The organism is Streptococcus infantis, assembly GCF_047460825.1.
Lineage (GTDB): Bacteria > Bacillota > Bacilli > Lactobacillales > Streptococcaceae > Streptococcus > Streptococcus infantis_V.
Map to the genome: position 1 here is coordinate 1 of NZ_JASHFO010000029.1, position 23,055 is coordinate 23,055.

Sequence of the window (23,055 nt, forward strand, 5' to 3'; positions counted from 1 at the left end):
ATAGGAAATATCCCTTTTTATTTTTCTCAAATTCAGATTTTTGGATAGATTAGTAGATGATGAGATAAACTATTTTTGAAAACAGAAAAAGACAAACGTCATTTTTGGCGTTTGTCTTCGTTCTGAAGACTAGACAAGTCTAGCCTTTCTTATTAATTAGAATTTTTTACGTTTACGAGCTGCTTCTGATTTACGTTTGCGTTTTACAGAAGGTTTTTCATAGAATTCACGTTTGCGTGTTTCTTGAAGAGTACCAGCTTTAGTAACTGCACGTTTGAAACGACGAAGAGCATCGTCAAGAGATTCATTCTTACGTACTACTGTTTTAGACATTTTTTTCACTCCCTTCAAGTTCAAGATCTACTCTATTCTACACGTAATGAAGAAAATTGTCAAGAAAAAAATGAAATTCTCCCCAATCATTCCATTTAATTTTTAAAAAATGAGAATTATATATTCTTCTTTTCAAGGGAAAATCTATCACGCACTCTTCTATTAGAACTATTGTACCACTTTCAGACAAACTGAATTCATTTTTTGAACATTTCCAGACCAAAAAACCACCCAATCCATAGGATCGAATGGTCTTTAATGATTAAAATCTTATTTCTTTAACAAGCTGAGTGCTGCTGCATCTGCGATAATGGTCACATCTGGATGGTTTTGCAGGCTACTTGCCGGTAGACTTTCTGTCACAGGGCCTTCAACAGTTCCAGCGATAGCTTCTGCTTTTGATTCACCATAAGCAAATAGAAGGATAGACTTAGCGTCCAAAATGTTCTTAATCCCCATTGAAATAGCTTGAGTTGGAACATCTTCAATCTTCTCAAAGAAGCGCGCGTTAGCTTCGATTGTAGACTGGTCAAGCTCTACAAGATGAGTTTGACTGTCAAATGGTGTGCCTGGTTCGTTAAAGCCAATATGACCATTGCGGCCAATTCCTAAGATTTGTAGGTCAACTGGATGGTCAGCAAGAATTTGGTTGTAGCGTTCTACTTCTGCTTCTGCATTATCCTTGACACCTCGTGGCAAGAAGCTTTCTTTAAATGGTTTCTTGTTGAAAAGCTTTTCTTGCATGAAGTAACGGTATGATTGAGGATTGTCCCCATCAAGGCCTACGTACTCATCCAAATTCACACTTGTAAGATTTGAAAAATCAAGATCGCTCTCAACGATTTGTTGGTAAAATTCCAAAGGACTGCTTCCTGTTGCAAGTCCCAATGTTTGTGCACCGTTTTCCAATTTTTCTTTTAAGATATCAAAAGCAACTTTTCCACCTTCAATTGGATTTTCCACTTGAATAACTTTCATAATTTTGTCCTCCATATTCTTTATTTCATTATATGGTATAGACCAATTTTTGTCAAGTGAAAACGGTTTATTTTTGTTGAAAATATAAATATACTAAAGAAATCAATTGATAGGTCTACCTACACCAAAAAAGAGGAATCTACCCAAATATGCGATAGATTTTACCTTTTGTTTACTTATTTTTGGTTTAGTAGAGGTAAAATTCTCTTCATACTTACTATACACACTTGTAACTTCGTGTAAAAAAACTGATTCCCTAGCTTCATCAAGAACGTATCTGTGTTTAAGTTCAACATTTTTAGCCTCTGTTCTTATAGCGATGTTTAGTCTTTTCTTTAAAGTACTCCGTTTTCTGAAACATCTTCTGAAAAAAGTATTCTGTATTTTTAAGAGTTTTAGAAGAGGTTTTAGACTTAGCTCCTTATTTATTACACCCTTTTTTTAAGAGCAAATTTGACAAAACCTAATATTAAAAATTGGGGGTTCCCGAGCATTATCAGGTTAATTTAAACAAGAACAAGGCAAAAGACCCTCGTAAAAAAGTATTGCAACTTGTCAATACCTTTGTTGAGGTACTTTTCAATATAGTAGATTGAATATAAAATAGTACACTGTAACTTCTAAAATATTGTTAGAAATTGGTTTTGCTTTTCCAGTGGTTTGCCCAGTTCTATAGTGGATTGAAGCTATAATCGTACGCTAAAGATTCTAAAACGCTTCTAGAAATTAATTTAATACTCAATGAAAATCAAATTCAAACTGCGTCAACGTCGCCTTGCCGTACTCAAGTACAGCCTGCGGCTAGTTTTCTAGTTTGCTCTTTGATTTTCATTGAGTATAAGTTTCCTAATCTCTTTATTCATATCTTATTTCAATCCACTATAAAAAAGTTTTGCCCCTTTTTTGCCCCCTGAACAGAAAAAAAGCCCTTCGAATAAAATCCGAGGGGCTTAAATCTTGTTTAATCAAGAGCCGAACTTTTGAGTTTCAAGGTTCGGGATAAAATAGTTCACTGAACTATTTTATTTCTTAAGGTTGTAGAATGATTTCAATCCACGGTATTCAGCTACTTCACCAAGTTGATCTTCGATACGAAGCAATTGGTTGTATTTAGCGATACGGTCAGTACGTGAAAGTGAACCAGTCTTGATTTGTCCTGCGTTTGTTGCAACTGCAATGTCAGCGATTGTTGAATCTTCAGTTTCACCTGAACGGTGTGATACAACGGCAGTGTAACCAGCTTCTTTAGCCATTTCGATAGCTTCGAAAGTTTCAGTAAGAGTACCGATTTGGTTAACTTTGATAAGGATTGAGTTAGCAGCTCCTTCTTGGATACCACGTGCAAGGTAGTCAGTGTTAGTTACGAAGAAGTCGTCACCAACCAATTGAACTTTCTTACCAAGACGTTCAGTAAGAGCTTTCCAACCTTCCCAGTCGTTTTCATCCATACCATCTTCGATAGTGATGATTGGGTATTTGTTTACCAATTCTTCAAGGTAGTCGATTTGTTCTGCAGAAGTACGAACAGCAGCTCCTTCACCTTCGAATTTAGTGTAGTCGTATACTTGACGTTCTTTATCGTAGAATTCTGATGAAGCACAGTCAAATCCGATAAATACGTCTTTACCTGGAACATATCCAGCAGCTTCGATCGCAGCAAGGATAGTTTCAACACCGTCTTCAGTTCCTTCGAAACGAGGAGCGAATCCACCTTCGTCACCTACGGCAGTTTCCAAACCACGTGATTTAAGGATTTTCTTAAGAGCGTGGAAGATTTCAGCACCGTAACGAAGAGCTTCTTTAAATGTTGGAGCACCAACTGGCAAGATCATGAACTCTTGGAATGCGATAGGAGCATCTGAGTGAGATCCACCATTGATGATGTTCATCATTGGAGTTGGAAGAACTTTAGTGTTGAATCCACCAAGGTAGCTGTAAAGTGGGATTTCAAGGTAGTCAGCAGCAGCACGAGCTACAGCGATAGACACACCAAGGATTGCGTTAGCACCCAATTTACCTTTGTTAGGAGTTCCGTCAAGTGCGATCATAGCACGGTCGATAGCTTGTTGGTCACGTACATCGTAGCCGATGATTGCTTCAGCGATGATGTTGTTTACGTTGTCAACAGCTTTTTGTGTACCAAGACCACCGTAACGAGATTTGTCACCATCACGAAGTTCAACTGCTTCGTGTTCACCAGTAGAAGCTCCTGATGGAACCATACCACGTCCGAAAGCACCTGATTCAGTGTAAACTTCTACTTCAAGTGTTGGGTTACCGCGTGAGTCTAGGACTTCGCGAGCGTAAACATCAGTAATAATTGACATTTTTTACTCTCCTTATTGAGTTAAATTTTTTACACCTCTATGATACCTTAAAAAGACTCCTTTTTCAAGGAAAAACGTTATCTTTGTGCAAATTTTCCTTAAGTTTATAAAGTAATCGCTTTCTTATATCTGTTTTCTCCTTTATTTTATGATATACTATTTTTATGACTGATGTATCTAAACAAATCCTAGAAAAAGCTCATGGTGGGCTTAAACTAAATCCAGATGAACAGAGACGTTTTCTCGGAACTTTCGAGGAACGTGTCCTTGGCTATGCAGACCTTGAAACAGCTAATGATGATAAATTTCAAAAGGGTTATGTATCTATTTTAGAGAGTCTAAAAAAAGAGACTCAACTTCTATTTGTCAAAATTTCTCCTCAGGTAGAGTTTGATAAACAAGTTTTTTATCTAAAACAATCCAAAGATGCTGACTGCCAAGCGACCATAGTTTCTGAAGATCATAACTCTTCTCCTTTTGGCCTAGTTATCCATAGCGATGCCCCTGTTCAAACAAGTGAAAAAGACCTCAGAAAGGCCTTTTCAGACTTATGGCAGGAAAAAGAGATGAAAAAAGCTCCTACTTCTCTTTGGAAAAAGTGGTTTGGTTAATTTTTCTTCAAAGCTAAAATTTGACCAATGTTTGCAGCTGTATCTTCTAAATAGATAGCTGCATTTTTTAGACTATCCTCCAGCGGTTCGCTTTTTTCTAGTATTGAAAAAGCAGCGATGACATTCTCAAATGGTAAAGGAGGTAAATCCTCAGCTAAACTACCACAAATAGCAATAACTGGAACACCATTTGGTGTTCTTTTTGCTACCCCGATTGGCGCCTTGCCTGAAAAACTTTGAGCATCCAATCTACCTTCACCAACAATAACTAGATCTGCATCTGCAACGTTTTTATCGAAATTGATTATATCTAAACAAGTTTGGATACCAGATACAATCTCTGCTCCAGCAAAGGCACACAATCCAGCTGCAATACCGCCACCTGCTCCAGCACCATCCAATTCTAATATTTCAGGTGCAACTTTGTGGTAAAAGTTTTCAATAGCAATATCAACGTCTTGGAATTTAGTTGGTTCCAACCCTTTTTGCTTTCCAAATGTATAGGTAGCACCGTGAGTTCCACAGAGTAGATTGGTAACATCTGCTAAGATTTTAATATGCACATCAGCAGGGATGGTAACGACATTTTTGTCCAAAGTCTTACTAATTTCAAATAAGGACTGGCCACAAGCCTCAAGTTCGATCCCGTTTTCATCATAAAACTGATACCCGAGTCCTGCAGCAATCCCAATACCACCATCGTTACTGGATGTCCCACCAACTCCTATATAGATCTCTTTCATTCCTTGTTCGATTAAATATAGGATCAGTTGACCAATCCCCTTTGTTTGAATCTTCAGTGGATTTCGTTTTTCTATAGGAATTTTAGCAAGCCCAACTAAATCAGCCACCTCGAACAGAGCAAGTTCTCCTTTTTGAACATAAGTCATTTGAATCTCATCTCCAAAGGGACCTGTCACTAAAGCAGTTTTTTCTACAAGACCAAGTGAATTTTTAATGGCATCCACTGTTCCTTCCCCTCCATCGCCAACAGGTAAGAGCAAACATTTCGATTCAGGTAGAGCCTTTTTAAGGCCTAGTTTAATAGCTTTAGCTACTTCACTTGCAGGGAGACTCTCCTTAAAAGAGTCAGGTGCTATAACAATTTTCATACACTCATCTTTCTAATCAAAGGAAATCTATCAGATTCAATACTTTTGTTAAATCTCTTTCTTCAATTTGAAGGGGAATTTCCTCTTTCACGATTTCTTTGGCACAAAAGCCAATGCCGATTCCAGCTCTCTTCAACATTGCTAAATCATTAGCTCCATCTCCAATAGCAATTGTTCTATCAATTGGTAGCTCTAATTCATCAGCCCATCTTACTAGGGTTTCTTTTTTAACTTCTCTGCTGATAATAGGACCAACAAGATTTCCAGTTAAATGACCATCTATGATTTCCAGTTGATTAGCAGAAAATAATGAAATCCCTAAATCTTTTGCTATTCTTTCAACAACAGGTGTAAATCCACCCGAAATTAAACCCACTTCTATCTGATTTTTTTGCAGAGTGTTAATAAATTGCGCAGCATTTTTACTAAGGTGTAGTTCATGATAAATCTTATCAAAAGTATCTATAGAAAGTCCTTTTAGAAGGGAAACACGTTTTCCCAGGCTTTCTTCAAAATCTAGTTCTCCTCTCATAGCTTGGGCAGTCAGTAGAGCTACTTCATTTTCACACTCTGCTTCTTTCCCCAACAAATCAATAACTTCCTCTTCTATCAGTGTCCCATCTACATCCAGTACACAGAGTCCTTTAATTTTTTTCATATAATTGCCTTACTTTCATAATCTCAAAAAATCGTATGAAGGTATCATACGATTTTAACTATTTAGTTTGCTAAACTGTGATACAAATCAAGATATGACTTGCAGGCTGTATCCCAAGAGAAATCACATTCCATAGCTTGAACTTGCATATTTTTCCAAACATCAGGATGGTTGTGATAAACATCCAAAGCTGTTTGCAATGCCCAGTTGAGCCAGTATGGAGTTAGGTTGTTAAAGCTAAATCCTGTACCTGTCCCTTCAATTGGATTAAAGGCTTGAACAGTATCTCTAAGTCCACCCACCTCGTTTACTAAAGGAAGCGTACCATATCTCATGGCCATCATTTGTGAAAGTCCACACGGTTCAAAGCGACTTGGCATGAGGAAAATATCACATGCTGCATAAATCTCTTGAGCTAATTTCACATCGAAAGTAATATTTGCAGAAAGTTTTTCTGGGAATACTTGACTAAACCAAGAGAAAGCTTGTTCAAATCCTGGATCTCCAGTTCCCAAGAGAACAATTTGAATATCCTCTTGAAGCATACGATGCAGGCTTTCAACCACCACATCAAAGCCCTTCTGACGAGTCAAGCGTGACACGATACCAATCATTGGTACATCAGGACGTACTGGAAGACCAACTCTTTCTTGAAGTTTCGCTTTATTTTGAGCTTTTCCTGACAAATCAGATTTGTTAAAATGATACTCAAGTAAAGAATCCGTCTCTGGGTTGTACAAATCTGTATCAATACCATTAACAATACCTGAAACCTTACCAGATTCCATACGAAGAATCTGATCAATACCGCAACCAAATTCTGTAGTCATGATCTCATAAGCATAGCTCGGTGACACGGTTGATACACGATCTGCATAGAGAATACCTGCCTTCATCCAGTTAAGACAATCATTCCAACGAACTGTTCCATCAGCATAGCGCTCAAATCCAACCCTGAACAAGTCCCAAAGCATGCTTTCAGAGAATTGACCTTGAAATTCCAAGTTATGAATGGTCAAAACAGTCTTGATTCCTTGGTAAGCTTGAATCCATCTGTATTTTTCTTTCAACAAGAACGGAATCATTGCTGTATGGTAATCATGAGCATGGAGGACGTCAGGTATGAATCCAATACGCTCCATAGCTTCAAGGGCAGCAAGTTGGAAGAAGGCAAAGCGTTCACCATCATCGAAGTCTCCATAAACATGTCCACGGAAGAAATAATATTGATTGTCGATAAAGTAGAAGGTAACACCGTTTAAAACAGTTTTCTTAATTCCACAAAATTGTCTGCGCCAACCAACATAGACTTCGAATTGAAGGACATCTTCAATCTGATCACCAAACTTGGCTTCTACCATGTCATAGTAAGGTAAGATAACAGCAACCTCATGCCCAGCTTTTACTAATGATTTTGGAAGTGCTCCGATAACGTCTCCCAAGCCACCTGTTTTTGAAAAGGGCGCACCTTCGGCTGCTACAAATAAAATTTTCATGAAAGGATATCCTCTGTTACTTTTTCGCCTTTTTTGATGACAACAGGATTTTCTGCTGTACCTCGAATGACAACTCCCTCAGCTATTTCAGCACCCTTATCTACGACTGCATACTCGACTTGCGCACCTTCACCAATGACAACACGAGGGAAAACAATAGATTCTTTAACTAAGCTATCTTTATGAATTTGAACATTACGAGAAATAACCGAACGAACAACTTTACCTTCGACAATACTACCAGAAGCAAACTGCGAAGTATTTACTTCACAACCAGGTGCATAGTAAGTAGGCTCTTCGTTTTTAACTTTAGTGTGAATCTTTTGATTTGGTGAGAACAAAGAGTAGAATTTATGCTGATCAAGCATATCTAAATTAGCTTGGTAGTATGTTTCTACTGAATGAATATTTGCTAGGTATCCTGTGTATTCATATGCAAAAGCACCTTCTTTAGCTGCTAAATCACGAAGAACATAACGTAATTTTTCTGGATATTCTTTTTGAGCTTCTTCTTCTAAACGTTTAATCAACCATTGAGTATCTACAACAAAGATATCTGTTGACATGTTGTAGTAATCTTGATTTGATTTTTTATCAAAGAGTTTGTGAGAAACCACATGGTCAGTTTCGTCGATATCAAGGATTGCATTTACTTCTGAAATGTCCTTCTTAGGCAATTTCTTATAAACAACTGTGATTGGTGATTTTGTTGTATTATGCAAATGGAAAACTTGATTGAGATCAATATTCACCAAAACATCAGAGTTCAAGGAAACTGTTTGGTCTGAACCTGAACGTTTTAAGTAAGTTAAGAGTTGTTTATAGTACTCTTTTCCAACAGTACTGCTCTCTACACGAGTATTGTAGATTCCAAGATAGTAGTGGCTAAGAAGTGTATTCAAGCCCCATTCACGTCCTGAACGAATATGGTCAAAAACTGAGCTGATGTTATCTTGTTGGAAAATTCCAAAGATACTACGAACGCCTGCATTAGCTAAACTTGAAAGCGGGAAGTCAATCAAACGATACTTTCCTCCAAATGGTAAAGTTGCCACTGGACGGTTACTTGTCAAGGTTGACATATCATGGAAACCAACGGTATTTCCTAAAATCGCTGAATATTTATCAATCTTCATCTGTTGCTACCCCCACTACTTCGTTATATCCGACTACTTGTACTTCTTCTGTACCATCAATTTCAACACCATCGGCAATAATTGCACCTTCACCGATGATTGCACGTGTAATTTTAGCTCCTCTACCGATAACTGCTCCACTCATGATGACAGAATCAACAACTTCTGCTCCCTTACGAACTTGAGCTGCTGTTGAGAGGATAGAGTGTTTTACAGTACCATTCACGTAACATCCATCTACTACGAGAGAATCTTCCACTTGAGCGAGTTCTCCAAGGAAGTTTGGTGGAGCAATTAGGTTACGAGAATAAATCTTCCATTGACGGTTACGACTATCGAGAGCATTTTCTGGAGAGATGTATTCCATGTTGGCTTCCCAAAGAGATTCGATAGTGCCGACGTCTTTCCAGTAACCACTGAATTCGTATGCATAGACACTTTCTCCAGACTCTAAGTAGTTTGGAATAACGTTCTTACCAAAGTCTGACATATCGACATTGTTCTTTTCAGCTGCAACCAGCATGTTGCGAAGTCGTTTCCAGTCAAAGATATAAATCCCCATTGATGCCTTAGTTGATTTTGGTTGGGCAGGTTTTTCTTCGAATTCAACAATACGATTATTAGCATCTGTATTCATGATACCGAAACGGCTAGCTTCTTTTAATGGTACGTCCAAGACTGCTACAGTCAAGCTGGCATTATTGTCCTTGTGTGATTGGAGCATATCATCGTAGTCCATCTTGTAGATATGGTCACCCGAAAGAATCAAAACATACTCAGGATTGATACTGTCGATATAGTCGATGTTTTGGTAAATGGCATGACTTGTACCTTCAAACCAACGGTTTCCTTCACTAGCAGAGTAGGGTTGAAGGATAGAAACACCTGTGTCAATACCGTCTAGACCCCAACTAGAACCATTACCAATGTGGCTATTGAGAGCTAGTGGTTGATACTGTGTGATAACCCCAACATTATGGATACCAGAGTTGGCACAGTTTGAAAGAGCGAAGTCAATGATACGGTAGCGCCCACCAAATTGCACAGCTGGTTTCGCAATGCTTTGAGTGAGTTTACCGAGACGAGTTCCTTGCCCACCTGCAAGGATTAAAGCTAGCATTTCATTCTTCATTTTCTACTCCTTTTTGAGTTTTATTAGCGACTTTTTTAGTAGGTTTTATGCGACGTTTGATTTTCCAAATACTTGCTCCCATAGCTGGCAATGTAAATGTCAAAGTCTGCTCATAATCCTTCCACAATCCTTCTTGAGTTTGAACTGTTTGGTTGTGCTCTTTCCAAACACCACCCCATTGTTCTAACTCTGTATTCCAAATTTCTTCATAAATCCCTGCAACTGGAAGACCAATTGTAAAATCAGGACGTTCAACTGGTGCCATATTAAAGACACAGACTAGCATCTCGCCTTTCTTGCCCTTACGGATAAAGGAAAGAACACTCTGATCTCTATTATCCGCATCAATGATTTCAATACCATCGTAACTTGTATCAATTTCCCAAAGACAACGGTGGTCTTTATAAAGCTGATTCAACTGTGATGTAAAGTATTTCATCTTGGCATTCATTGGATCTTCTAGGTTAGACCACTCCAATTGCTCTTCTGATTTCCACTCTAAGAATTGACCAAATTCGCTACCCATGAAGAGTAATTTCTTACCAGGGTGACAAATTTGATAAGTGTAGAGGTTTCTCAAACCAGCGAACTGATTGTAACGATCACCCCACATCTTATGCATCATACTCTTCTTACCGTGGACAACCTCATCATGTGAGAATGGTAGGAGATAATTTTCATTAAAGACATACATGAAGCTGAAGGTCACAAGATTAAAGTCATACTTGCGGTAAATTGGATCTTCTTCGTAGAAACGTAGGATGTCATTCATCCAACCCATGTTCCACTTGTAGTCAAATCCAAGTCCACCCATTTCCTTCATACCAGTAATCTTGGTACCTGAAGAAGACTCCTCTGCAATCATCATAACATCCGGATGCGCTAGCTTAATAACATCATTCAAACGTTGTAGGAAATAATAGCCTTCATAGTTGAGATTGCCACCGTCTTTATTTGGTGTCCATGGAGCATTGTCATAATCTAGATAGAGAATATTACTTACAGCATCTACACGAATACCATCTAGGTGATAGAAATCAATCCAGAACTTAATACTAGAAATCAAGAAAGATTGTACTTCATTTTTACCTAAGTCAAAGTTGAGTGCTCCCCAACCGTAGTTGTTAGCCTTATTATGATCTTGGTATTCAAAAGTTGGTGTGCCATCATAGTATGCTAAAGCGTCGTCATTGATTGTAAAGTGTCCAGGTACCCAGTCCACAATTACTCCGATATTGTTGATATGACATTCCTCAACGAAGTCTTGAAACTCTTCAGGACGACCATAGGCATGCTCTAAAGCGAAGTAGCCCATGAGCTGATACCCCCAACTCAAACCGAGAGGGTGAGCCATCAAAGGCATAAACTCGATGTGAGTATAGTTCATCTCAACGAGATAAGGAATGAGCTCTTCTTTTAGTTGAGCAAAGCTATAAGGTGTTCCATCAGGATTTCTCTTCCAAGATCCTGCATGCACCTCATAAATGTTGACCGGTCTCTCGAAAAATCCCCAACGTTTTCTGCGAGCTAACCAGAGCCCGTCCTTCCATTTTTTCTCAGGAATTTCTGTTAAAACTGCTCCTGTTCCCGGACGTGCTTCATAGCGTACTGCCAAGGGATCAATCTTCATGAGCTGATGGCCATTAGCACGAGTAATATGATATTTATAAATATGTCCTTCTTGAGCTAAAGTTGTAAAAACTTCCCAAACTCCAGATTCATTACGAACCATGGGGATTTGATTTTCAACCCAGTTAGTAAAATCACCAACTAGATGGACAGCCTGCGCATTTGGCGCCCAGACACGGAATGTATAGCCATACTCACCGTCTCTTTCTTCACGATGCGCACCTAAATAGTGTTGAAGATGGAAATTTTCGCCACTAGTAAAAGTTCTTAAAGCCTCAAATTTATCCATTGAATCCCCCTTTTATTGTAAGCGTTTTCTATGTATCTATTATACTATCTTTTAAGAAAACTTTCAACTAATTTCCGAATTCTACAAAATTTTTTTTCGAAAATCTTCATATATTTATCTTAACATTTCTAAAATTTTCATAAATGATGATAAGCAGTGGAATTTTCTATCAGCTACTGTTACAAAAATAACTTTCATTATCTATATATAAAATAACTTACTTAAAAACTGAACGTTTTTATTTTTCGATAAAATAACATTCGTAGATAAGCTCTTTTATATAATTTTACCAAATTTTCTGAAATTTTCAATCATTTTTCGTAAAAGTTCCATTTTTATTTTTATGACTAGAAATATAAAAAAACTCAAGAGTAAATCCTGAGTTTTTGGTTAATTTTTAAGATAAGATATTCATAACTGCCACACTGACATCGTCAATGGCATTTTCTTGGTTAGAACGGCTATTAGTTACTAACATTTCTAGGTTTCCTGCATTTTCATAGTAATAGGAAGCCCCTTTAGCATTGAATACAACCAAGAAGTGCTCTTCGCCACCATGAATCTCATAAACAATCCAACCACTATTTTCAATGGCCGTGTGTACAAAGACATGACGGTAGACTTCTTCATAGGTAGGGTATGAAAAGGCACTGTTTTGTGTTTTAAGTCGGATAATCTGACGAACAAACTCGATACTATCTTGACGCTCATTGATCAAATCCCAGTTGACTTGGTTGACGCTATCAGGAGCATTGTAACTATTCATAGCTCTCTCACGATCTGCGTGAGTCAACTCACCATTTTCTCCTGTAGCTACAAGCTTGGTACGGCCAAACTCTTGCCCCAACTCCATGAAGGCCATCCCTTGCATGAGAAGGTTCATGGCTGTCGCTGTTTCTACTTTCTTCATGATACGTTTTTCACTCTCCGTTGGATGAAGAGTTTTAAGCAAATCATGCAAATTGTAGTTATCGTGGGCTTCTACATAGTTAAGAACCTGATTGGGACTGAGATAAGAACCTAGCTCACGACTTCCAAGAATAGCCTTTGCGACGATCGGCTCAGTTCCAGCACCACTGACGAAACCAGATTTGATAGAGCCATAGACTTCACAACCTTTGACCGCATCACGTTGATTATCATTAAAGAATCCAATGTTTGGCAATTGATAGGCATTATCTTTCTTAGCCTTATCATAAGGAGCAAGACCAGTTCCCATATCCCATCCTTCTCCATAAAGGATGATTTTAGGATCGACTTCGTCCATAGCCCAACGAATCATCTGCATAGTTTTGACATCATGGATTCCCATCAAGTCAAAGCGGAAACCGTCAATATTGAATTCTTTTACCCAGTAGAGAAGAGAATCAATCATATATTTACGGAACATTTCATGCTCACTGGCAGTTTCGTTACCGACTCCTGTTCCATTTTGATAGGTTCCGTCATGGTTCATTCGATAATAATAATCAGGAACCGTTGTTTGGAATGGCGCATCCACCGTTGAGAAGGTATGATTGTAAACAACATCCATAATAACACCGATACCAGCATCGTGATAAGCTTGGACCATAGCCTTCAAATCACGGATAGCTTGACCTGGATCATTTGGATTTGTAGACATGCTAGTTTCTGGAGCATTGTAATTTTGTGGATCATATCCCCAGTTATAAGTTACATTTCCATCAGCGTCGTATTCTTTATGACGGTCAGCAATTGGTTGCAGCTGAACATAGTTGACACCAAGTTCTTTGATATAGTCAAACGCAGTCGACTGACCATACTGGTTAACTGTTCCAGTTTGCGCTGCACCTAAGAAGGTTCCTCTTAATTCTGGCGTAACACCAGATGTTTCAGACTTAGTCAAATCACGGATGTGCATTTCATAAATGACTGCTTGGCAAGGATTTTCCAAACGCCAAGTTGCTTCTGTACCATGCTTAACCTCAAAACCTTCGACCTGACGATCTTGGTCTGAAACGATGGCTGAACGTTTTCCATCAGGACTTGTCGCTATTGTATATGGATCACGAGTTAATGACTGGTGATGAGGAAAGTCAATTTGGTAGTGATAAGCACGACCTGCTAGGCTTTCTGGAACTGTTACACTCCAAACACCAATGGTATTATATTTGTGGCTATAGGAATAACTATTTCCTCGCTCCATTTCAAAGGTTTTAAAGATAGGAGCGTCATTCTTCGCTGATTCATAGACTACTACTTGGACAGAAGTAGCTGTTGGTGCCCATAAGCTAAAACTTGTTTCAGTTTCAGAAACTTGACATCCCAACTCTCCTTGATAACCCCAGTGGTGGTCGAAACTCGCACTATTGATTGCCTTGTCAAAGGCAAAAGGATTTTGGTCCTTATAGTGTGAACTGGCAATGGCTGGATTTTCAGAATAATAAACTGTATCGTCTCCATCCAAAATCCAAACCTCTGTCAAAAGTGGATAGTAATTGAAGCGAATAGGATATTCTTTGCTGACACCGTCTTTTTCAACTCTAAAAGTCATGGTTTCAAGTGCTACTTCACTCGATTGAGTCAGTGAAAATTTAGCTCCAAAATATTCTTCTTCTTTGATAAGCTCTACTGAATCTACTGTTTTTTTACTGAAACTGCAAGCCTCGTAGGCTTCATCCTTACGATGGTAATGAATAAGTACAGGATAATTGTACATAGTTCTCCCTAATTTCTAAATTAAATTTGATTTTATATGTTACTCATAATTTCTTGATCAAGTGCCTCAGGATTCACAAAAAACTCAATGTGATTATGGCATACTTCCAAATCTACTGGTGTATCACCACCGTATTCTCCATCAAGATTAAGCATAAACGGCTCTTCCTGATCCAAAGTTTCAATTCGGAGTTTACTAGTTTTCAGATATTCAACATTGACATCTGATACGTGTTGGCCTCCGTTCATGGCCTGAACTAGCAGACTCAACATATCTAGGATTTTATCTGTCTTTACTAGAATAAGCGTGAAATTGCCATCATCCAGCTTGGTATCAGGTGCAAATTGCTCAAATCCACCAATAGAATTGGTCAAGGCAACAAAGACAAGAGAAACTTCTCCTGTAAAAATTCCCCAATCATGGTAAATACGAACAGGACGGGCTTTGGATTTTGGGAACATCTCGATACCTTTAGCAACATAGGCCAGATAACCCAGACGCGTCTTCAGTTCACTCGGAACACTAAAGGTTAGCTCTGTAAGAGCTCCTGCCGCAGCAATATTGATGAAATACTTATCGCCAAAGGCACGACCAATATCAATTTTCTTGGTTTCATTTTTAGCAATGATCTTCGCTGCAGCAACTGGATCCCCCATAGGGATTTTCAATGCTCTTGCATAGTCATTGGTAGTCCCAGTAGGAATGATGGCTATCTTTGGACGATGTTCCAGAGGTGCAATTCCATTAACCACTTCATTGATGGTGCCATCGCCACCAGCTACTAAAACCAAATCAAAGCCAGCTTTTGCAGCTCTTTCTGCTTCTTTCTGGGCTGACAGGGGTTCAGGTTTGGTTTGGAAAGCACTGGTTTCATAGCCTATGCTCTCTAACACTTCTAGGACTTCTGCGATATTTTGCTTGATAATTTCCTGGCCTGATGTCGGATTATAAATGAGACGTGCGCGTTTTTTTTCTTCTTTCATAGCTTACAAACTCTCAAGCCAAGCTTCATCACGAATCTCTATTCCCAGTTCTTGTGCTTTTTGGAGCTTGCTTCCTGCATCTGCTCCTGCTACAACAAGATCTGTTTTTTTCGACACACTACCAGTAACCTTGGCTCCTAGACTTTCTAATTTATTTTTAGCTTCTGAGCGATTAAGACGCTCTAGCTTTCCTGTCAATACGACAGTTAGACCAGACAAGACTGCATTTGCTGCAACTGTCTGTCCTTTGTAGTCTAGATTAACACCTGATTCTTTCAGTTCCCTTAAAAGAATTTCAGAACCCTCTGTAGCAAAATAGGTCTGTAGGCTTTGAGCAATGACACTTCCCAAACTTTCGATACTTGCAATTTCTTCAGGATTGGCTTGTGCTAGCGATTCGATTGAGTGGTAGTTTTGTAAAAGCAACTGACTTGCCTTACTTCCTACATGACGAATCCCCAAACCAAACAAGAGTTTTTCAGCAGAATTTTCTTTGGAAGCTTGAATAGCATGATAGAGTTTTTGAGCTGTTTTTTCTTTCACACCCTCTAATTGGAGGAAATCATGTTCAGTCAAACGATAAATATCTGAAACATCCTTAACCAAATTGGCTGCAAATAGTTTCTCAACGATTGATGGACCAAGGCCAGAAATATTCATAGCATCACGCGATGCGAAGTGCGTCAAACCTTCCTTGATTTGAGCAGGGCATCGCGGATTGATACAACGAAGGGCCACCTCATCTTCAAAATGCAAAAGCTTACTGTCACAACTTGGACAGTTTGTTGGAATATCTAGTCTTTCCTCTGACACTCGCTTGGATTCTACCACTCGTAGAACAGCTGGAATGATATCCCCTGCCTTATAGACAATGACTGTGTCATCCTTACGGATATCCTTTTCAGCGATATAGTCAACATTATGAAGAGTTGCACGACTTACAGTTGTACCTGCAAGTTGCACTGGAGTAAGATTAGCAGTCGGAGTCACAACTCCTGTACGTCCTACTGTCCAGTCAACAGAAAGAAGTTTCGCTTCTTTTTCTTCTGCTGGGAATTTATAAGCGACTGCCCACTTAGGTGCTTTGACTGTAAATCCTAGTTGCTCCTGACCAGCTAGATCATTGACCTTAATCACAACTCCATCGATATCATAAGGCAACTGATCTCTTTCTCGACCAATTTCTTGAATAAACGTCCAAACCTCATCCATACTATGAGCTAATAGACGTCTTTGATTAACCACAAAGCCTAATTGTTCCAAATGTTTCAAAACCTTCTCTTGACTATCCCGAGTTGAAGGACTAGCTTCCTGATAAAGGAAGGTTGCAAGATTACGTTTGGCTACTACTGCTGTATCTAACTGACGAAGGGTTCCTGCAGCAGCATTTCTTGGGTTGGCAAATTCTGGCTCCCCATTTTCTTGACGAGATTGATTGACCTGGTCAAAAGAAGCTCTCGGCATATAACATTCACCACGAACTGTAATATCTAATTTTTCTGGTAATGATAACGGAATGTCTTTCACTCGTTTAAGATTTTCAGTGATGTTTTCACCGATGGAGCCATCACCTCGAGTTGCCCCAGCAACAAAAATTCCCTGCTCATAAGTCAAGGAAATCGATAAACCATCAATCTTCAACTCACAAATATAAGTGACATCATCCAATTCTTTACGAACACGCGCATCAAAGGAATCCAGCTCTTCACGAGAAAAAGCATCCTGCAAACTATAGAGAGGATACTGATGACTATATTTCTCAAAACCATCAAGAATCTTTCCACCAACACGATGTGTCGGACTTTCTGGTAAAACTTGGTCAGGATGAGCTTTTTCTAACTCTACCAATTCACGATAAAGACGGTCATACTCACTATCAGATACAGATGGATTATCACTTGTATAATACTCTGTCGCATAGCGATTGAGCAGTTCAACGAGCTCTTTCATTCTTTCATTCATAGAACCATTTTACCATAAAAAGGACTCTATAAACAATAATCAAGCTCTAAAAAAGAAAATGAGAAGGATATTTCTATCGCTTCTCACTTTTAGTTATTTTTTACGATTCAAAATAGCGTTCAAGACGATGGCTACTGTACTTGCAATGACAATACCATTTGAGAAGAACATTTGTAATTCAGTCGGTAAAGTATTGAAGAGATTGCTTCCGTTTAATCCCACCCCAGCAGAAATAGAAACTGCTGCAATGAGGAAGTTGTGTTCATTGTGTTCGAAGTCTACACGCGCCAAGATTTGCATCCCTTGGAGAGATACGAAACCGAACATGACGAGCATAGCTCCACCTAGAACCGGGCTAGGAATAATCTGTGCCAAGGCACCGAACTTAGGCAAAAGACCAAGTAAGATAAGGAAACCAGCTGCGTAATAGATTGGCAAACGAGTACGAATACCTGAAAGTTTCACCAAGCCTACGTTTTGTGAAAATCCTGTATAAGGGAAGGTATTGAAAAGTCCACCAAGTAAGACAGCAAGACCTTCAGCACGATAACCATTGCGGAGACGAGTGCTATCGATTGGTTCTTTAGTAATATCAGAAAGGGCAAGATACACACCAGTTGATTCTACCATAGATACAGTAGCGATAATACACATCATTACAATAGAAGAAATCTCAAATTGTGGAGCACCGAAGTAGAATGGAGTCGGGATATGAACGAGTGGAGCTTCTGCTACTGGAGAGAAGTCAACCAAGCCCATAGTAGCAGCAATAATGGTACCTGCAATCAAACCAATCAAAATGGAAATAGATTTGATAAATCCTTTTGTAAGAATATTAACTAAAAGAATAATGAGAACAGTAATCATTGCCAAGGCTAAACTTTGTCCAGTAGGTTTTTCAACGTTATTTCCCATATTTCCGATGGCAACTGGAATCAAGGTCAAACCGATTGTTGTAATGACAGAACCCGTTACGATTGAAGGGAACAGATTGGCAACCTTAGAGAAGATACCTGAAATCAGGATAACATAAATCCCTGAAGCAATCAAAGCTCCGAACATGGCACCACTACCATGACTCTGACCGATCATGATCAGTGGAGCAACAGACTGGAAGGCTACCCCAAGAACAATAGGCAAACCGACACCAAAATGTTTATTGAGTTGCAATTGTAAAAGAGTTGCAACCCCACACATAAAGATATCTGTTGAAATAAGGTAGGTCAACTGTTGAGCTGAATACCCTAAAGCACTTGCAATCATGATTGGTACCAGGATTGAACCTGAGTACATGGCTAGCAAGTGTTGCAAACCAAGAACGGCTGCCTGTGAGTGGTTTTCCTGTTGTTTCATTAGATATCTGCCTCCTTAAAGATAACTTTTCCATTTTCAAAACGCTCTAATCGCGCGAGTGATACTACTTGATGACCTGATTTTTCTAGCAGTTCACGACCATCTTGGAAGGATTTTTCAATCACAATTCCGATAGCTTCAACTGTAGCACCAGCCTGTTCAATGATCTGAATCAAACCTTTAGCTGCTTGACCATTTGCCAAGAAATCATCAATAATCAATACTTTATCTTGAGGAGATAAGAACTTACCTGCAATAGATACAGTACTAGTTACTTGTTTAGTGAAAGAATAAACTTCAGCAGTCAAAATTCCTTCATTCATCGTGATATTTTTGGCCTTCTTAGCAAAAATCATAGGTACATCTAACTGTTCAGCCACATAAAGGGCTGGGGCAATACCAGATGCCTCAATGGTTACGACTTTGGTAATACCAGCATTTTTAAAATGTTCTGCAAAAGTGCGACCAACCTCGCGCATCAAAGAATAATCAACTTGGTGGGTCAAGAAGGAATCCACCTTAAGAATATTCTCACCAAGGACGTTTCCATCCTTTAAAATTCGTTCTTCTAATAATTTCACAACAACCTCCGAAATAAAAAGAGACTTACCAAGTAAGCCTCTAGGAAACAAAGAAATAGATTCAACACCTATCCTTATATCTCTGCAGCTTACTCATTGTTAGGTATTTACGGTACCTTGTAGAAACGCCACGCCTATTCATGGCATAAATAAGTAATGATATTTTTTAGTGAGCATCTCCATTCCAGATAGAGTTCTTCACAATCACATAATCCACATGTCTAAGATCAGCAACCTTACGACCTCCAGCATAAGAAATCGAACTTTGCAAATCTTGTTCCATCTCTGTTAAGGTATCTTGCAAATGCCCTTTAGCAGGAAGAAGGATTTTCTTACCTTCAACATTCTTATAGGCACCTTTTTGGTATTCTGAAGCTGAACCATAGTATTCTTTGAATTGTTTACCATCAACTTCAACTGTTTTACCAGGACTTTCGATATGACCTGCAAATAGTGAACCGATCATGACCATGCTTGCACCAAAGCGGATTGACTTGGCAATATCACCATGTGTACGGATACCACCATCAGCAATAATCGGTTTACGAGCAGCTTTCGCACACCAGCGAAGGGCTGCTAACTGCCAACCCCCAGTACCAAAACCAGTTTTGACCTTAGTAATACAAACCTTACCTGGACCGATTCCGACCTTAGTAGCATCTGCACCAGCATTTTCAAGTTCACGCACAGCTTCTGGAGTGCCAACATTACCAGCGATGACAAAAGTATCAGGTAATTCTTTCTTGATGTGCTGAATCATTGAAATAACGCTATCAGCATGACCATGAGCAATATCAATGGTGATGTACTCTGGAGCATCTTCCTTTAATTGACTAACAAAGTCATACTCGTAGTCTTTAACACCTACTGAGATTGAAGCAATCAAACCCTGATCGTGCATACGTTTGACAAAAGGAATGCGTCCTTCTTCATCAAAACGATGCATAATATAGAAATAGCCACCCTTAGCAAGTTGTTCAGCAACATTTTCATCTAGGATTGTTTGCATATTGGAAGGAACAACTGGTAATTTAAAGGTATGCTTCCCTAAAGTTACCTGCGTGTCAGCCTCTGCACGACTTTTAAGAACACACTTGTTAGGGATTAGCTGAATATCTTCATAGTCAAAGATCGGAAATTCGTTTAACATTTCGATGTCTCGTTTCTTTTATAATGACCTACCTATGCTTTCGCATCACTACGCCTTTTCCGACGTTTCCTCTAACGATTATAAACCAAGGTAAAGTTTTTGTCAATTATTTTGAAACCTAAAATTTATAACGTTCGGATTTTTTGTTTTTTATTAAAAAATAGAGAAGTTATAGTGATCCTAGCCTCATGATTATTTAAAAGTGATTTTTTCCCCAGCTTCTTCCAGACCTTATACTCAATGAAAATCAAAGAGCATACTAGGAAACTAGCCGCAGGCTGTACTTAACTACAGCAAGGCGAAGCTGACGCAGTTTGAATTTGATTTTCGAAGAGTGTCATAGCGGATTGAAATAAAATATGAAAAAAGAGATTATGGAAGTCAAATTAATTTCTAAAAACGCTTTAGAATCCTTGGTGTACTATTCTAGATTCAATCCATTATAGCTTGTATTCTACCCACTACAGTTGCCAAAAAGCCAAAAAAGAGAGGACTTAACCTCTCTTTTTGGAATTACATTTATTTATTTATTTAATAAATGTACTACCGCTTCTAGAACACCTATGACCAGATATTCCAAGACAAATCTTGATTCATTCTAAAAATTAGAAATTTTAAGTTTTATCTTCTTTTTTTACGTTGCGCAACTAAACCAAGTCCAACTAGACCAAGTCCAATCAAACCAATTGTAGCACCAAGTGCAGTCATTGCAATTGTAGATTGTTCACCAGTATTTGGCAACTCACGACCTTTAGGTTTTTCTGGTTTTGGTGGTGTTACCGGTGTTGGTGGTGTTGGCGGTGTTGGCGGTGTTGGTGGTGTTGGTGGTGTTGGCGGTGTTGGCGGTGTTGGCGGTGTTGGTGGTGTTGGTGGTGTTGGTGGTGTTGGCGGAACAACTTTGTTGTTGAACTCTTTGTCCACTGGATCTGTTACTTTAGTAACAAGAGCTTTAGTGCTACCATCACGTTTCACTTCAACAGTTACAACAGCTTTCATAGTGTCATAGATAACTTTAGAATCAGTACCTTGAACTTCTTCAACTGTGTAAGTGTAAGTGCCTTCTTGGCCTTTCTTGTACTCAATTGCTGAGAACTTAACATTACCAGAAGCATCGTTTGTAACTGTTTCAATCACGTTTCCATTTTGATCCTTCAATGTGAAGCTGAACTCACCAGCTTTCAATTCACGGCCTTCAAGTCTCTTAGTAAAGTTGAACTCTACTGAGATTGGAACGTTGACGACACGTTTTTCAGTTGGTTTGTTTGGCTTGTTCACTGACTTGCTAGTCGGATCGTATTGGTGAACAATTTGAGAAGCTGTATTTTCAATATCTACACCTTCTTTAGCAGTTCTCTTGATACGTGCTGGAATATCAAACTTGTAGTAACGTCCAAAGGCTAATTTAGCAGTGTCGATTACTTGAGTATTTTCTGCATCTCCAAGAGACTTAGTCAAGTCAGCCTTAGATGTAGCAGTAATGACACCATCCACAATTGAGATATCAAACTTAGCTGTTACATCTTCACCAGTTACTGAATCATAAGCCTTAATTTCAGATACGTTAACATCCAAGTTTTCGCTATCATATTTATCTGTAATACCAACAGATTGAATATTGTGAGCTTCGGTGAATTTAGTTGTATCTAACCATACTTGGTAAACAACCTTATCACCCTTATGGAGTGTTTGAGTATTGATATTTTGCTTTTCATTATTACCAACATTGTCCACGTATGGATCTTTGTTGGTATCAGCTACTTTATCAGTCAACTCTTTATCATCATCAAGGAGTTTATTTCCAGTGATATCAAATTTCTCTTCATTAAGAATATACTTCTCTGGATTGAACTCAGGAGTTTCTGGTGGAGTCACCTTGTTGTTGAACTCTTTGTCTGCTGGATCAGTTACGTTAGTGATGAGAGCTTTCGCTGTTCCGTCATGTTTAACTTCTACAGTTACTACTGCTTTCATCTTATCATAAGTGACAGTTCCATCAGTACCTTTCACTTCTTCTACAGTGTAGTTGTGAACGCCTTCTTGGCCTTTCTTGAACTCAAGTTTAGAGAACTTAACGTTACCAGAAGCATCATTGCTTACAGTTTCAAGAGTCTTACCTTCTGAATCTTTAAGCACGAAGCTAAATTCGTTAGCTTTAAGCTCACGACCTTCCAAGCGTTTAGTGAAGTTGAATTCCACTTCAACTGGTACGTTGTTGACACGTTTTTCAGTTGGTTTGTTTGGTTTTTCAACTTTCTTAGTTGTTGGGTTGTAGTAGTTCACTACTTGCGCTGCAGTATTTTCGATATCTGCACCACCCGGAACATCAGCTTTCACTGTTGTTGGGATGTCGAACTTGTAGTAACGTCCGAAGGCGAATTTAGTTGTGTCGATCACTTGAGTGTTTTCTGCATCGCCAAGTGACTTAGTGAAGCCATCTTTAAGTGTTGCAGTGATTACACCGTTGTTAACAGTGATCTCAAATTTAGCTGTAACATCATCACCTGTTACTGAATCGTAGGCTTTGATCTTAGTAGCGTCAAGATCCAACTTAGTTTCATCGTAGTCATCTGAGATTCCTACTGATTGGATGTTGTCCTTGTTAGCTGCGTCAAATTTAGTTGTATCCAACCATACTTGGTAAACCA

17 protein-coding genes and 1 riboswitch are annotated in these 23,055 nt (G+C 38.8%); of the genes, 1 reads left to right on the forward strand and 16 read right to left on the reverse strand.

What is annotated here, in order from left to right; translation table 11 throughout:
- Positions 1 to 156 precede the first annotated feature (156 nt).
- The 3 genes from rpsU to eno form a co-directional block, all read right to left on the reverse strand.
- Positions 157 to 333 (reverse strand): 30S ribosomal protein S21, encoded by a 177-nt coding sequence (rpsU, locus tag QM911_RS08180; protein WP_000048054.1) that lies wholly within the window; start codon positions 331 to 333, stop codon positions 157 to 159.
- 270 nt (positions 334 to 603) lie between these two features.
- Positions 604 to 1,311 carry a glucosamine-6-phosphate deaminase gene (locus QM911_RS08185; RefSeq protein ID WP_414313675.1) on the reverse strand — a complete coding sequence of 236 codons (708 nt, stop codon included), beginning with the start codon at positions 1,309 to 1,311 and terminating at the stop codon, positions 604 to 606.
- A 1,022-nt stretch (positions 1,312 to 2,333) separates the two neighbouring features.
- Positions 2,334 to 3,638 (reverse strand): surface-displayed alpha-enolase, encoded by a 1,305-nt coding sequence (eno, locus tag QM911_RS08190; protein WP_223339551.1) that lies wholly within the window; start codon positions 3,636 to 3,638, stop codon positions 2,334 to 2,336.
- A 164-nt stretch (positions 3,639 to 3,802) separates the two neighbouring features.
- Between eno and QM911_RS08195 the strand changes: the two genes are divergently transcribed.
- Positions 3,803 to 4,249 carry a DUF1694 domain-containing protein gene (locus tag QM911_RS08195; protein WP_223339552.1) on the forward strand — a complete coding sequence of 149 codons (447 nt, stop codon included), beginning with the start codon at positions 3,803 to 3,805 and terminating at the stop codon, positions 4,247 to 4,249.
- Here the strand turns inward: QM911_RS08195 and QM911_RS08200 are convergent.
- The 13 genes from QM911_RS08200 to QM911_RS08260 form a co-directional block, all read right to left on the reverse strand.
- Positions 4,246 to 5,361, reverse strand: coding sequence for a glycerate kinase (locus QM911_RS08200; protein ID WP_414313676.1), 1,116 nt, complete (start codon positions 5,359 to 5,361; stop codon positions 4,246 to 4,248). The two genes, QM911_RS08195 and QM911_RS08200, sit on opposite strands and share 4 nt — an antisense overlap.
- 16 nt (positions 5,362 to 5,377) lie before the next feature.
- Complete coding sequence (gene serB, locus QM911_RS08205) at positions 5,378 to 6,019, reverse strand: phosphoserine phosphatase SerB (protein WP_049510194.1); 642 nt, start codon at positions 6,017 to 6,019, stop codon at positions 5,378 to 5,380.
- Positions 6,020 to 6,081: 62 nt separating this feature from the next.
- Positions 6,082 to 7,515 carry a glycogen synthase GlgA gene (glgA, locus tag QM911_RS08210; RefSeq protein WP_049510192.1) on the reverse strand — a complete coding sequence of 478 codons (1,434 nt, stop codon included), beginning with the start codon at positions 7,513 to 7,515 and terminating at the stop codon, positions 6,082 to 6,084.
- The gene (gene glgD, locus QM911_RS08215; RefSeq protein ID WP_414313677.1) at positions 7,512 to 8,651 is read right to left on the reverse strand and encodes a glucose-1-phosphate adenylyltransferase subunit GlgD; all 1,140 of its coding nucleotides are present in this window, start codon (positions 8,649 to 8,651) and stop codon (positions 7,512 to 7,514) included. Before glgD ends, glgA begins: the two co-directional genes overlap by 4 nt.
- Positions 8,641 to 9,783: a glucose-1-phosphate adenylyltransferase gene (locus QM911_RS08220; protein WP_414313678.1), complete on the reverse strand. Its 1,143-nt coding sequence runs from the start codon at positions 9,781 to 9,783 to the stop codon at positions 8,641 to 8,643. The genes glgD and QM911_RS08220 overlap by 11 nt, the downstream gene beginning before the upstream one ends.
- Positions 9,773 to 11,701, reverse strand: coding sequence for a 1,4-alpha-glucan branching protein GlgB (gene glgB / locus QM911_RS08225; RefSeq protein WP_075226942.1), 1,929 nt, complete (start codon positions 11,699 to 11,701; stop codon positions 9,773 to 9,775). Before glgB ends, QM911_RS08220 begins: the two co-directional genes overlap by 11 nt.
- Positions 11,702 to 12,098: 397 nt before the next feature.
- On the reverse strand, positions 12,099 to 14,381 hold the full coding sequence (gene pulA / locus QM911_RS08230; RefSeq protein WP_414313679.1) for a type I pullulanase: 2,283 nt from the start codon (positions 14,379 to 14,381) through the stop codon (positions 12,099 to 12,101).
- Between the two features lie 32 nt (positions 14,382 to 14,413).
- Positions 14,414 to 15,364, reverse strand: a complete 951-nt coding sequence (locus QM911_RS08235) for a diacylglycerol kinase family lipid kinase (protein WP_414313680.1) — start codon at positions 15,362 to 15,364, stop codon at positions 14,414 to 14,416.
- A gap of 3 nt (positions 15,365 to 15,367) precedes the next feature.
- Entirely contained in the window at positions 15,368 to 17,326 is a 1,959-nt protein-coding gene (gene ligA, locus QM911_RS08240) for an NAD-dependent DNA ligase LigA (protein ID WP_414313681.1), read from the reverse strand.
- Between the two features lie 93 nt (positions 17,327 to 17,419).
- Positions 17,420 to 18,679 carry a nucleobase:cation symporter-2 family protein gene (locus tag QM911_RS08245; protein WP_414313682.1) on the reverse strand — a complete coding sequence of 420 codons (1,260 nt, stop codon included), beginning with the start codon at positions 18,677 to 18,679 and terminating at the stop codon, positions 17,420 to 17,422.
- Entirely contained in the window at positions 18,679 to 19,260 is a 582-nt protein-coding gene (locus tag QM911_RS08250) for a xanthine phosphoribosyltransferase (protein ID WP_000770426.1), read from the reverse strand. The genes QM911_RS08245 and QM911_RS08250 overlap by 1 nt, the downstream gene beginning before the upstream one ends.
- A 76-nt stretch (positions 19,261 to 19,336) precedes the next feature.
- A riboswitch (purine riboswitch) is annotated at positions 19,337 to 19,433 on the reverse strand.
- Positions 19,427 to 20,410, reverse strand: a complete 984-nt coding sequence (guaC, locus tag QM911_RS08255; RefSeq protein ID WP_049504132.1) for a GMP reductase — start codon at positions 20,408 to 20,410, stop codon at positions 19,427 to 19,429. Its footprint overlaps the riboswitch before it by 7 nt.
- A gap of 621 nt (positions 20,411 to 21,031) precedes the next feature.
- On the reverse strand, positions 21,032 to 23,055 hold a 2,024-nt coding region (locus QM911_RS08260), incomplete at its 5' end, for an SspB-related isopeptide-forming adhesin (RefSeq protein ID WP_414313683.1).

Bases quoted from the DNA above. Each gene is read 5' to 3' on its own strand.
- rpsU (WP_000048054.1), bottom strand. From the start codon at position 333: ATGTCTAAAACAGTAGTACGTAAGAATGAATCTCTTGACGATGCTCTT.
- QM911_RS08185 (WP_414313675.1), bottom strand. From the start codon at position 1,311: ATGAAAGTTATTCAAGTGGAAAATCCAATTGAAGGTGGAAAAGTTGCT.
- eno (WP_223339551.1), bottom strand. From the start codon at position 3,638: ATGTCAATTATTACTGATGTTTACGCTCGCGAAGTCCTAGACTCACGC.
- QM911_RS08195 (WP_223339552.1), top strand. From the start codon at position 3,803: ATGACTGATGTATCTAAACAAATCCTAGAAAAAGCTCATGGTGGGCTT.
- QM911_RS08200 (WP_414313676.1), bottom strand. From the start codon at position 5,361: ATGAAAATTGTTATAGCACCTGACTCTTTTAAGGAGAGTCTCCCTGCA.
- serB (WP_049510194.1), bottom strand. From the start codon at position 6,019: ATGAAAAAAATTAAAGGACTCTGTGTACTGGATGTAGATGGGACACTG.
- glgA (WP_049510192.1), bottom strand. From the start codon at position 7,515: ATGAAAATTTTATTTGTAGCAGCCGAAGGTGCGCCCTTTTCAAAAACA.
- glgD (WP_414313677.1), bottom strand. From the start codon at position 8,651: ATGAAGATTGATAAATATTCAGCGATTTTAGGAAATACCGTTGGTTTC.
- QM911_RS08220 (WP_414313678.1), bottom strand. From the start codon at position 9,783: ATGAAGAATGAAATGCTAGCTTTAATCCTTGCAGGTGGGCAAGGAACT.
- glgB (WP_075226942.1), bottom strand. From the start codon at position 11,701: ATGGATAAATTTGAGGCTTTAAGAACTTTTACTAGTGGCGAAAATTTC.
- pulA (WP_414313679.1), bottom strand. From the start codon at position 14,381: ATGTACAATTATCCTGTACTTATTCATTACCATCGTAAGGATGAAGCC.
- QM911_RS08235 (WP_414313680.1), bottom strand. From the start codon at position 15,364: ATGAAAGAAGAAAAAAAACGCGCACGTCTCATTTATAATCCGACATCA.
- ligA (WP_414313681.1), bottom strand. From the start codon at position 17,326: ATGAATGAAAGAATGAAAGAGCTCGTTGAACTGCTCAATCGCTATGCG.
- QM911_RS08245 (WP_414313682.1), bottom strand. From the start codon at position 18,679: ATGAAACAACAGGAAAACCACTCACAGGCAGCCGTTCTTGGTTTGCAA.
- guaC (WP_049504132.1), bottom strand. From the start codon at position 20,410: ATGTTAAACGAATTTCCGATCTTTGACTATGAAGATATTCAGCTAATC.